Origin of the sequence: Frateuria sp. (genome assembly GCF_035695185.1) — a bacterium.
In the GTDB taxonomy this organism is placed as follows: Bacteria; Pseudomonadota; Gammaproteobacteria; order Xanthomonadales; family Rhodanobacteraceae; genus Frateuria_A.
This window is the reverse complement of the sequence record NZ_DASSES010000020.1, coordinates 1-11,066: the sequence shown is the minus strand read 5'-3', so window position 1 is coordinate 11,066 and position 11,066 is coordinate 1. Positions and strand designations below refer to the sequence as shown.

General features: G+C 69.6%; 10 protein-coding genes. 3 read left to right on the top strand and 7 right to left on the bottom strand.

The window, feature by feature from the left end; translation table 11 throughout:
- From VFH59_RS01555 to polA, 3 genes are all read right to left on the bottom strand, one after another.
- Positions 1-2,130 (bottom strand): UvrD-helicase domain-containing protein (locus VFH59_RS01555; protein ID WP_325163132.1); only part of this gene is annotated, 2,130 nt, incomplete at its 3' end.
- A gap of 57 nt (positions 2,131-2,187) precedes the next feature.
- Positions 2,188-2,406, bottom strand: a complete 219-nt coding sequence (locus VFH59_RS01550; protein ID WP_325163131.1) for a hypothetical protein — start codon at positions 2,404-2,406, stop codon at positions 2,188-2,190.
- Between the two features lie 434 nt (positions 2,407-2,840).
- Positions 2,841-5,561, bottom strand: coding sequence for a DNA polymerase I (gene polA / locus VFH59_RS01545; protein ID WP_325163130.1), 2,721 nt, complete (start codon positions 5,559-5,561; stop codon positions 2,841-2,843).
- Between the two features lie 96 nt (positions 5,562-5,657).
- On the opposite strand from polA, the gene VFH59_RS01540 reads away from it, so the two are divergent.
- Positions 5,658-6,119: a DUF2782 domain-containing protein gene (locus VFH59_RS01540; protein WP_325163129.1), complete on the top strand. Its 462-nt coding sequence runs from the start codon at positions 5,658-5,660 to the stop codon at positions 6,117-6,119.
- Positions 6,120-6,126: 7 nt separating this feature from the next.
- Positions 6,127-6,558 (top strand): EamA family transporter, encoded by a 432-nt coding sequence (locus tag VFH59_RS01535; protein ID WP_325163128.1) that lies wholly within the window; start codon positions 6,127-6,129, stop codon positions 6,556-6,558.
- A gap of 92 nt (positions 6,559-6,650) precedes the next feature.
- Here VFH59_RS01535 and VFH59_RS01530 read toward each other — a convergent pair whose 3' ends face one another.
- The gene (locus VFH59_RS01530) at positions 6,651-7,358 is read right to left on the bottom strand and encodes a glutathione S-transferase (protein ID WP_325163127.1); all 708 of its coding nucleotides are present in this window, start codon (positions 7,356-7,358) and stop codon (positions 6,651-6,653) included.
- Between the two features lie 74 nt (positions 7,359-7,432).
- On the opposite strand from VFH59_RS01530, the gene VFH59_RS01525 reads away from it, so the two are divergent.
- A complete protein-coding gene (locus VFH59_RS01525; RefSeq protein WP_325163126.1) occupies positions 7,433-7,717 on the top strand; it encodes a hypothetical protein in 285 nt (94 codons plus the stop codon).
- 131 nt (positions 7,718-7,848) lie between these two features.
- On the opposite strand, the gene purH is transcribed toward VFH59_RS01525, so the two are convergent.
- The 3 genes from purH to VFH59_RS01510 form a co-directional block, all read right to left on the bottom strand.
- Positions 7,849-9,453 carry a bifunctional phosphoribosylaminoimidazolecarboxamide formyltransferase/IMP cyclohydrolase gene (gene purH / locus VFH59_RS01520; protein WP_325163125.1) on the bottom strand — a complete coding sequence of 535 codons (1,605 nt, stop codon included), beginning with the start codon at positions 9,451-9,453 and terminating at the stop codon, positions 7,849-7,851.
- Positions 9,454-9,672: 219 nt separating this feature from the next.
- Entirely contained in the window at positions 9,673-9,963 is a 291-nt protein-coding gene (locus VFH59_RS01515; protein ID WP_325163133.1) for a helix-turn-helix domain-containing protein, read from the bottom strand.
- A gap of 152 nt (positions 9,964-10,115) precedes the next feature.
- The gene (locus VFH59_RS01510; RefSeq protein WP_325163124.1) at positions 10,116-10,889 is read right to left on the bottom strand and encodes a zinc-ribbon and DUF3426 domain-containing protein; all 774 of its coding nucleotides are present in this window, start codon (positions 10,887-10,889) and stop codon (positions 10,116-10,118) included.
- Positions 10,890-11,066: the final 177 nt, after the last annotated feature.

The window sequence follows — 11,066 nt, the reverse complement described above, 5'->3', positions numbered from 1 at the left end:
CGGCAGGTTTTCTTCCAGTGACGAAGTGTCGGCGTAGGGCCTCGTATAGAGCGGGCGGCTGATCTGCACGCGCGGGCGCACCTCGTCGATCAGTTCGGCGGGCATCTCGGCGAGGAAGCGCGAGGGACGCGCCAGCATCTCGGTGCCGTGCATGCGCCGCGACTCGGCGTGGGTCACCACCAGCCGCTCGCGCGCACGGGTGATGCCGACGTAGGCCAGGCGACGTTCCTCCTCCAGCCGGCTCTCGTCCTCGGTGGAGCGCTGGCTGGGGAACACGCCTTCCTCCATGCCGACCAGGAACACCAGCGGGAACTCCAGGCCCTTGGCCGAGTGCAGTGTCATCAGCTGCACGCAGTCGTCCCAGGCCTCACCCTGGCCCTCGCCCGCCTCGAGCGCGGCGTGGGAGAGGAACGCGGACAGCTCGCTCAGGCCCGCTTCGACGTCCTCCGGCGTCATGGCGAAGCGGCTGGCGACGTTGACCAGCTCGTCCAGGTTCTCCACGCGCGCCTCGCCGTTGCCGCGGCTGTCCTTTTCGTAGTGGTCGCGCAGGCCGGTGTGGGTGATGGCGTGGTCCATCTGTTCGGCGAGGGTGAGCGCCTGGCTCCCCTCTCCCGTCGGGAGAGGGGCTGGGGGTGAGGGTTCGGCCGGAGCAGGCGCATCCGGCGTGCCCGTACCCTCACCCCAACCCCTCTCCCGGGGGGAGAGGGGCTGAAAATCGCGCGCCATCTGGTCGATCAGCGCCAGGAAGCCCTTCACCGCATTCTTCGCCCGGCCGGCCAGCTCGCGTCCGTCGGTCAGTTCGCCCAATGCCGCCTCCCACATCGAACTGCCCTCGGTCCGCGCGCGCCGGCGCAGCACGTCCAGGGTGCGGTCGCCGATGCCGCGCGGCGGGGTATTCACCGCCCGCTCGAAGGCCGCGTCGTCGTGGCGGTTGGCGGTCAGTCGCAGGTAGGCGAGCGCGTCCTTGATCTCGGCGCGCTCGAAGAAACGCAGGCCGCCGTAGACGCGGTAGGGAAGGTCGCGCTGGATCAGCTGTTCCTCGAAGTTGCGCGACTGTGCGTTGGAGCGGTAGAGGATCGCGCAGTCCTTGGCATTGCCGTGCTCGGCGATGTATTCGCGGATGCGCTCGATCACGAAGCGCGCCTCGTCCTGCTCGTTGTAGGCGGCGTACAGGGCGATGCGCTCGCCGGCCTCGCCGGCGGTCCACAGCTGCTTGCCCAGGCGGCCGCCGTTGCGCGCGATCACGGCGTTGGCGGCCTTGAGGATCGTCGCGGTCGAACGGTAGTTCTGCTCGAGCTTGATCGTGCGCGCGCCGGGAAAGTCGCGCAAGAACTGCTGCATGTTCTCCACCTTGGCCCCGCGCCAGCCGTAGATCGACTGGTCGTCGTCGCCCACCGCGAACACCTTGCCGACGTGGCCGGCGAGCACCCGGATCCAGGCGTACTGCAGCGCGTTGGTGTCCTGGAACTCGTCGATCAGCAGGTGGCGCCAGCGCTGCTGGTAATGCTCCAGCACGGCCGGGTTCTTCAGCCACAGCTCGTGCGCGCGCAGCAGCAGCTCGGCGAAGTCGACCAGGCCGGCGCGGCGACAGGCTTCCTCGTAGGCCTGGTAGATCTGCACCAGCGTGCGGGTGACCGGGTGGTTGCCGTGCTCGATGGCATCCGGGCGCTTGCCCTCGTCCTTCCAGCCGTTGATCTGCCAGGTGGCCTGGCGCGGCGGGAAGCGCGCCTCGTCCAGGCCGAGCCCGGCCACGACGCGCTTGACCAGGCGCTGCTGGTCGTCGGCATCGAGGATCTGGAAACCTTCCGGCAGTCCCGCCTCACGCCAGTGCCGGCGCAGCAGGCGGTGGGCGATGCCGTGGAAGGTGCCGACGGTGAGGCCGTGGGTGCCGCCGGGGATCAGCGAGTCCAGCCGCGCGCGCATCTCGCCGGCGGCCTTGTTGGTAAAGGTGACCGCCAGGATGGCCCACGGCGGCACGCGCTCGACCTGGGTCAGCCAGCCGATGCGGTGGGTCAGCACGCGGGTCTTGCCGGAACCGGCGCCGGCCAGCACCAGGTAGTGGCCGGGGGGCGCGCAGACGGCCTCGCGCTGCGCGTCGTTCAACGAGTCGATCAGGTACGAAACATCCATCGACCCATTGTACCGGCGCCGTCACGCGCGCCGCGCGAACGCGGCGCGCCGGCGGACTCAGCGCTTCTTGACGAAACCGCCGATGGTCAGCAGTCCGCCCACCACGATGCCCGCAATGCCGACCCACTGCGGCACGGCCTTCTCGTGGGTGGCTTCGATCTTGGCCGGGCCCAGCTGGGCCACGGTGTCGGTCTGCCGGTAGCTGCCGTTGCCGATGGTGATCCAGATGCCGGCGATCAGCAGGATGATCCCGACGATGATGAGTCCTGCACGCATGAGCCGCCTCCTCGGTTGGGGTGGCCCGATCTTAGCGGGCTCGGCCGTGAATGGGCGAAAAAAAGCCCCGAAGGCTAGGGGGAACCTTCGGGGCCGGGGTTGGATGCGAAGCCCAGGGGAGAGGTTCGCATCCGGTTTGACCCGCTCAGGGAGGTGGACGGGTCGCGGATGCCGTTGCGTGCATCCGGAACCTTGGATGCGTCCCGGGTAGGAAAGTTTCAAGGGAGACGTTCAAGAGAAACGGAACAGGTCAGGATCCGTTCATCCCCGCAGATCTGCTCTCTCTCCCGCCGGGGAGAGGGCTGGGGTGAGGGGTCGGGGCTCGCCTGAAATCCTGCGCTTGTGTGCTCTGACAAGCCCGTCTAACGAAGCTTTCCCGCGAGCCCCACCCCTACCCAACCCTCTCCCCGGAGGGGAGGGGGCTCAAAGCGGTGCTAGTGCGCCTGCTCCCAGTTCGTGCCCACGCCGACGTCGACCACCAGCGGCACGGCAAGCTCGGCCGCGCCGGACATGCGCTCGATCACCGCCTGGCGCATGCTGTCCACGGCGTCTTCCTGTACCTCGAACACCAGTTCGTCGTGCACCTGCATCAGCATGTGCGCGTCCGTGCGGTCGGCGAGGTAGCCGCCCATGGCGATCATCGCGCGCTTGATGATGTCCGCCGCGCTGCCCTGCATCGGCGCGTTGACGGCGGCACGCTCGGCGCCGGAACGCAGCGCCTGGTTGCGCGCCTTGAGGTTCTCCAGGTACAGCCGCCGGCCGAAGATGGTCTCGACGAAGCCGTCCCGGTGCGCCTGCTCGCGGGTGGCGTCCATGAAGGCGCGCACGCCGGCGAAGCGCGAGAAGTAGCGCGCCATGTAGTCGCTGGCCTCGCCGCGGTCGATGCCCAGCTGCCGGGCCAGGCCGAACGCGCTCATGCCGTACATCAGGCCGAAGTTGATCGCCTTGGCGGCACGGCGCTGGTTGAGCGTGATGTCCTCCGGCGCCACGCCGAAGACCTCCGCCGCCGTGGCACGATGCACGTCGCCGCCGCTCCTGAACGCGCGCAGCAGCGCCTCGTCGCCGGACAGGTGCGCCATGATGCGCAGCTCGATCTGCGAGTAGTCGGCCGCCATCACCACCCAGCCGGGCGGCGCCACGAACGCGGCGCGGATGCGCCGGCCCTCGTCGGTGCGTACCGGGATGTTCTGCAGGTTCGGATCGGACGAGGAGATGCGTCCGGTCGCGACCGCCGCCTGGTGATAGCACGTGTGCACGCGGCCGGTACGCGGATTGACCATCTGCGCCAGCTTGTCCGTATAGGTCGAGCGCAGCTTGGCCAGGCCGCGGTAATCCAGGATCAGCCGCGGCAGCGCGTGGTCGTCGGCGATCGCCTCCAGCGCCTCCTCGTTGGTGGAGGGTTGGCCCTTGGGCGTCTTCACCTTGGCCGCCAGGCCGAGTTGGTCGAACAGGATCGCCTGCAGCTGCTTGGGCGAGTCCAGGCTGAAGGCGCTGCCGGCTTCCGCATGGGCCTGCTGTTGCAGCTCGTGCATGCGCTTGCCGAGCTCCTGGCTCTGCTTGCGCAGTTCGTCGACGTCGATCAGCACGCCCTTGCGTTCCATGCCGGCGAGGATCGGCGCCAGCGGCACCTCGATCTCCTCGTACACGCGTTTGAGCGCGGGCACGGTGGCGAGCATCGGCTGCAGCGCCTCGTGCAGGCGCAGGGTGATGTCGGCGTCCTCGGCGGCGTAGCGGCAGGCGGTGTCCAGGTCCACCTGCGAGAACGGGATCTGCCTGGCGCCCTTGCCGGCCACGTCCTCGTACCGGATGGTCTGGTAGTTGAGGTAGCGGCTGGCCAGCGAGTCCATGTCGTGGCGTGTGGCGGTGGCGTTCCACACGTAGGAGGCGAGCATGGAATCGTGCTTGAGGCCCTGCACCCCGATGCCGTAGTGCGACAGCACGTTGATGTCGTACTTCGAATGCTGACCGAGCTTCGCGACCGCCGGGTCTTCGAGCAGCGGCTTGAGCGCATGCAGCACCTGGTCGCGGTCCAGCTGCCAGGGTGCACCCGGGTAGTCATGCGCCACCGGGATGTAGCAGGCCTTGCCCGATTCGACCGCGAAGGACAGCCCGATCAGCTCGGCGCGCATGGCGTCGATGTCGCTGGTCTCGACGTCGAAGGCGATCAGCGGCGCCTCGCGCAGCTTCTGCAGCCAATGCTCGAAGCGTTCGGGGGAAGTGACCAGTTCGTATTCGCCAGGCTTGGCCGCGGCGGGCGCCGGCGTGGCCGGTGCCACCGCGGCGACGGGCGCGGGGCCCGGCTCGCCCAGCGTTTCGGCGTCCAGGTCCCTGAGCGCCGCCTTGAACTCGTAGCGGGTGAACAGCTCGCGCAGCGTCGCCGTCTCGCGCTCGCGCAGGGTGAGGTCGGTCGGGCCGTGCTCGAGCTCCAGATCGGTGCGGATGGTGACCAGCTCGCGCGACAGCGGCAGCTTTGGCAGCGCCTCGCGCAGGTATTCGCCGATCTTGCCACCGACCTTGTCGGCGTTGGCGATGACCGCGTCCAGCGAACCGTACTCGGCCAGCCACTTGGCGGCGGTCTTGGGGCCGCACTTGGTCACGCCCGGTACGTTGTCGATGCTGTCGCCGGTGAGCGAGAGAAAGTCGACGATGCGCTCGGGCGGCACGCCGAACTTCTCGGTGACGCCGGCGATGTCCAGCGTGGTGTTCGTCATCGTGTTGATCAGCTTCACGTGCGGGCCGACCAGCTGGGCCAGATCCTTGTCGCCGGTGGAGATCGTCACGTCGATGCCCTGCGCGGCGGCGGCCTGGGCCAGCGTGCCGATCACGTCGTCGGCTTCCACGCCCGGCACGCACAGGATCGGAAAGCCGAGCGCGCCGACGATCGCCATCATCGGCTCGACCTGCGCGCGCAGGTCGTCGGGCATCGCCGCGCGATTGGCCTTGTACTCGGTGTAGATCTCGTCGCGGAAGGTGCGCCCGGGCGCATCGCAGACGAAAGCCAGGTATTCCGGCTGCGCCTTGAGCGTTGCGCGCAGCATGTTGACCACGCCGAACAGCGCGCCGGTGGGCTCGCCGCGTGCGTTGGTCAGCGGCGGCAGCGCGTGGAAGGCGCGGTAGAGGTAAGAGGAGCCGTCGATCAGGATGAGCTGTGCCATCCGGGCATTCTCGCATGCGTGCCATGAGGTCGCGGTTCACCGGGCCGCGCCAGGGCCGCTGCTATGCTCGCGCCAGATTCCCCCAGGACCCACGCCATGAAGCTTCCCGCTGCGCTCGTCCTCCTCCCCGCGCTGCTTGCCGCGCCCGCTTTCGCCCAGTCGACCCCGCCGCCGGTGAACGTGCCGCCGCCCCCGGGGATGAACGACCCGGGCGTGCAGGCGACCGCACCGGCGACGCCATCCCAGGCCCCGGCGGCCCCGGCGCGCAGCGGCACGTCGATGCTGCCGCGCAAGCCTGCGCCGATCCGCTCGGGCGAGCCGATGCCCGAGGTCACCGTGCACACGCAGGGCGAGAACACCGTGCAGGAATACCGCCGCAACGGCCAGCTCTATATGGTGGTGGTCACGCCGCCGAGCGGTATCGCGCAGACCTACATGGTCGACCCGAGCGGACGGCTGGTCGACGAGCACGGCCAGAAGCCCACGCGGCCGGTGATGTACAAGATTCTGGAGTGGGGCAAGTCCAAACCCGCGCCGGCATCCTCCGCAGGTCACTGAGTCGGCCATGGACCTGCGCCAGAGCTGGCTGCTGTTCGCGCTGGGCTCTGCGTTCTTCGCCGCGCTCACCGCGCTGTTCGGCAAGCTCGGCGTGGCCGGGATCAACTCCAACCTGGCCACCTTCATCCGCACGCTGGTGATCCTCGCCGTCACCGCGGGCATCCTCAGCCTGCGCGGCGAGTGGGCGCGCCCGGCCGGGCTGCCCTGGCACAGCTGGCTGTTCCTGGTGCTTTCCGGGATCGCCACCGGGCTGTCGTGGCTTTGCTACTACCGCGCGCTGCAGCTGGGGCCGGTGAGCAAGGTGGCGCCGATCGACAAGCTCAGCGTGGCGATGGTGATCGTGCTGGGGCTGGTGTTCCTGGGCGAGAAGCCCAGCGTGCCGCTGCTGCTGGGTGGCGGGCTGATCGTCGCCGGGGCGGTCGTCATCGCGCTGTTCTGAAGCTCGCCGGGACCCTGTGGGAGCCCACCCGGACGCGACCGCCATGCGCACCTTTGCCGCGCGTCGCGCCCGGGTGCACTCCCACCAAGGTGTCAATCGTCCAGTTCGGGGTAGTGGCGAAAAATGCCCTGCTCGTTGAACGGCAGGCGCCGGGGCGACGCGAGGTAAGCGGCGATGCGCGGGCGTTGCGCGATTTCCCCGGCCAGCGCGCGCAGCCGCCGCAGGTCCTTGCCCAGTCGGCGCATGGCGTTCGGGAAGGCGTAGTCCAGCCCGGCCATCAGCTGGAACAGCGAGAGGTCGACATAGGAGTGCTCGCCCAGCGCGTGGCGTCCGTCCGAGCGCGCGAGCACCTGCTCGAAATAGCCCAGGTATTTCGGCAGGCGGTGCTTGCGCAGGTCGGCCGCACGGCGCTGCGCTTCCTGCCGCTGGTCTTCGTAGTAGAGGCTGGCGGCGACGGGATGGTGGCTGTCGTGGACCTCGGCCACCAGATCGGCGATGGTCAGCTGCAGCTGGTTGGCGTAGATGCGCCGCGCCTCGCCCTCGGGCACCAGGGCCAGGTGCTGGCCCAGGTAGGCCAGGATGGCGGCGGTCTGCGCGATCAGCAGGTGGCCGGCGCGCAGGATCGGCGGGGCGAACGGCAGCGCATCCTCGGTGCTCTCGCCGGCGAGGAACGGGTCCATCACCGCGTCGCCACGGTGGCGGGCGACGTCCACATAGTCGGCGCCGGCGTCTTCCAGCGCGAGGCGGACGAACTCCCCGCGCCCCTGGATGCCGCTCCAGTAGTAAAGCTCGTAGGTCATGGCCCGGGCTCCGCGTGTCCCGGCTAGCCTCGCAATCGCCACCACAAGGCGCCGTGAGGGCGCACAATGGGCCTATGGACAAGGCCCGGTTCGAAGCGTCGCTCGCCGGCGGCAAGCCGCCCGCCGGTCTGTCCGACCACCTGCAGGCGCTGTGGTGGCTGCGCCACGGCGAGCCGGAACGTGCCCATCACCTGGTGCAGCTGCTCGATGACCCCGGTGCCGCGGCGATCCATGCGCACGTGCACCGTCTCGAAGGCGATCTGGACAATGCCCGCTACTGGTACGGGCGGGCCGGCATGCCGTTCTGCAACGACCCGCCCGAGCAGGAATGGCGGGAACTGGTGCAGCGTTTCGTATAGCGCCGCACGGCGGTTGCTTGCCAGTCCGGGAGAAGCTGGTGCGGACCGATGGACGCGGGTCCGCACGCATCGCAAGCTCCCGCTTCGCCGGAATCCTCGCCCGCGCCCCTCTCCCGGGACAGGGCTCGAACTCAGTGGCGGAAGTGGCGCATGCCGGTGAATACCATCGCCATGTCGTGCTCGTCGGCCGCGGCGATGACCTCGGCGTCGCGCATCGAGCCGCCGGGCTGGATCACCGCCACGATGCCCGCTTCGGCAGCGGCATCGATGCCGTCGCGGAACGGGAAGAAGGCATCGGAGGCCATCACCGAGCCGCGCACTTCGAGCTTCTCGTCGGCCGCCTTGATGCCGGCGATCCTGGCGCTGTAAACGCGGCTCATCTGGCCGGCGCCGATGCCGATGGTCTGGCGGTGCTTCGCGTAGACGATCGCGTTGGACTTGACGAACTTGGCCACCTTCCAGGCGAAGACCAGGTCGTCGATCTGCTCGGGCGTGGGCGCCCGTTTGGTGACCACCTTGAGGTCGGCGGCGCCGATCATGCCGGTGTCGGCGGTCTGGATCAGCAGGCCGGAGCCCACCCGCTTGACGTTCATGCCCGGGCGCGGCGCGCGCAGGTCGCCGTCCGCCGGCGGCGGGATCACCAGCACGCGCACGTTGCCCTTCTTCGCGAACGCCTTCAGCGCGTCGTCGGCGTAGCCGGGCGCCAGCACCACTTCGACGAACTGGCGCTCGACGATCGCGCGCGCGGTGGCGCCGTCGACCTCGCGGTTGAACGCGATGATGCCGCCGAACGCGGAGGTGGGGTCAGTCTGGAAGGCCAGGTCGTAGGCCTTGGCCGTCCCTTCCAGGCTCACCGCCACGCCGCAGGGATTGGCGTGCTTGACGATCACGCAGGCCGGCTTGACGAAGCTGCGCACGCATTCCCAGGCGGCGTCGGCGTCGGCGATGTTGTTGAACGAGAGCTCCTTGCCCTGCAATTGGCGGAAGGTCGCCAGCGTGCCGGGGGCCGGATACAGGTCGCGGTAGAAGGCGGCCTGCTGGTGCGGGTTCTCGCCGTAGCGCAGGTCCATCAGCTTGACGAAGCGGCCGTTGGCCTGGCCGCCGAAGGTCTCGTGGCCGGCGATCGCGTCATGCGCCTCGTTGAGCTTCAGGCCCGACAGGTAGTCGCTGATCGCGCCGTCGTAATCGGAGACGCGGTTGAACGCGGCCACCGCGAGCCGGAAACGGGTGGCGCGGGAGAGACCACCGTCGCGCTCGATCTCGGCGAGCGCCTCCGCATACTGCTCCGGCGACGTCAGCACCGCGACGTCGGCCCAGTTCTTCGCCGCCGAGCGCAGCATCGCCGGACCGCCGATGTCGATGTTCTCGATCGCCTGCTCCAGTGTGCAGTCGGGCTTTGCCACGGTCTGCTCGAACGGATAGAGGTTGAGCACCAGCAGGTCGATCGGCGCGATGCCCAGTCCGGCCATGACCTCGTCGTCGGTGCCGCGCCGGCCGAGCAGGCCGCCATGCACCTTCGGGTGCAGCGTCTTGACGCGGCCGTCCATGATCTCCGGGAAGCCGGTGAGTTCGCTGACGTCGGTCACCGCGATGCCCGCCTCGCGCAGCGCCCTGGCGCTGCCACCGGTGGAAAGCAGTTCGACGCCGGCCGCGGCCAGGCGCCGGCCCAGGTCGATCAGCCCGGACTTGTCGGAGACGCTGAGCAGGGCACGGCGGATCGGGGTGACGGCGGGCATGGCGGCTTCCAGGGTGGGGGAAGCCGGCAATTATAACGCGTGTGGAGCAGTATCGTTTTGGACGGCCAAACGTCCAAACAGGCGGATCCGCGTGACGCATGGCCGGGGGTGCCGCGATGGCGACCGTGCCATGTCGTTGAGGTGGTCTGCCCGGCGTGCGCTCCAGCGAGCCGTGCCCCGCTCCGCGCGCCGGGGATTCGAGCGTGGCGGTCCTGGACCCTACAACAGCCCGTGCGCGGCCAGCTTCTTGCGCAGCGTGGCGCGGTTGATGCCGAGCACCGCGGCGGCGCGGCTCTGGTTGCCGTCGTGGAACGCCAGCACCTCGCGCAGCAGCGGTCCCTCGACCTCGCGGATCACCAGCGCGTGCAGGCCCTCGTCGCATTCGGTGTCGCCGATGTCGGCCAGGTAGCGGCGCACGGTACGGCTGACGCACTCGCCCAGCGCGCTCTGCGACGACGGGGGCTCCCTGACGGCCTCGCTGACAGGCAATCGGACGGCGTTCACGGGCAGTACCTCACGAGCGACGCGGCGACCTGCGTGGGCCGCTGCAGTGGTTATGGCGGATCCGCGCCGGCATGGCGCGCTTGGCATGCGATGGGCGCATGCGCGAAGGACCGAGTGTACCGGCGCGCGCCGATAAAATTAAGTGCGGCCGGTTCGTTTCATTCGAAACCGAATTCGAACGCCACCGCCCGCTTGCCGGGGTCGGCGACCTCGATCAGCACGGCCGCACTGGCGCCCGGGGCCAGTCCGGCGCGCAGCGCAGCCGCATCGTCCAGGTATTCGGACGGGTGCAGGCGACGCATCGCCAGGCGATGGCCATCGGCGTCGGACAGCGTCAGCGAGACCACCGGATAGGGCTGGGCGAACGGCGCGTCGTTGCGGACGGTGGCGCTGATCATCAGTGCGCCGGGCACGCTCGGGTGCGCCTGCACGTCGCGCGCGACCAGATGCAGGTGGCGCACGTCGCGCACCAGTGGCAGCCGGCAACCGAGCGTGGCGCAGGCCTGGCGCAGCCAGCTGCCGATGGCCGGATCGGCAATCAACGCCCCGCGCTTGGCCCAGGCCACCTGGGCGGCCAGCAGCAGGGCGAGCAGCGCGCAGGTCAACACCCATGGCCAGCGGCGCGGGCGCTTGCGTGCCGCGCGGCGCTCGTGCACGAAGCGCGGGGTGAACGCGGGTACGGCCGGCGCGGGCTCCGCGACCGGCACGTCCTCGCGCGGACGGTACACCGCCACCTCGAGCCGCGGCGCTTCCTCGGAGCGGGCATTCCCCGGGAGCAGCCGGAAGGGTTCGGGCGGCAGCTGGTCGGCGAGCGTGTCCAGCGCATCGAACAGGGTCTCGCAGTTGCCGCAGATCACCGCCCCGCGCGCATGTGCCAGCACGCCCGCGTCGAGCGAGAAAACCGTGCGGCAGTCGGGGCACTGGGTGTACATGCCGGCAAGAGTAAAGGGAAAGCCTGCATTTGTCGGGCCGGTGCATGTGCGCGGGTGCACGTTGCCGGCAGGGGCCGCTCCGGGCGTTCCGGACGGATGCCGCCCGCTACGGTTCGTTGCAGGAGCGCACCTGTGCGCGACCGTCGTGGATTACGGTCGCGCACCGGTGCGCTCCTG

Coding starts and splice junctions, on each gene's coding strand:
- VFH59_RS01550 (WP_325163131.1), bottom strand. CDS start 2,406: ATGCGTGCAGGACTCATCATCGTCGGGATCATCCTGCTGATCGCCGGC.
- polA (WP_325163130.1), bottom strand. CDS start 5,561: ATGGCACAGCTCATCCTGATCGACGGCTCCTCTTACCTCTACCGCGCC.
- VFH59_RS01540 (WP_325163129.1), top strand. CDS start 5,658: ATGAAGCTTCCCGCTGCGCTCGTCCTCCTCCCCGCGCTGCTTGCCGCG.
- VFH59_RS01535 (WP_325163128.1), top strand. CDS start 6,127: ATGGACCTGCGCCAGAGCTGGCTGCTGTTCGCGCTGGGCTCTGCGTTC.
- VFH59_RS01530 (WP_325163127.1), bottom strand. CDS start 7,358: ATGACCTACGAGCTTTACTACTGGAGCGGCATCCAGGGGCGCGGGGAG.
- VFH59_RS01525 (WP_325163126.1), top strand. CDS start 7,433: ATGGACAAGGCCCGGTTCGAAGCGTCGCTCGCCGGCGGCAAGCCGCCC.
- purH (WP_325163125.1), bottom strand. CDS start 9,453: ATGCCCGCCGTCACCCCGATCCGCCGTGCCCTGCTCAGCGTCTCCGAC.
- VFH59_RS01510 (WP_325163124.1), bottom strand. CDS start 10,889: ATGTACACCCAGTGCCCCGACTGCCGCACGGTTTTCTCGCTCGACGCG.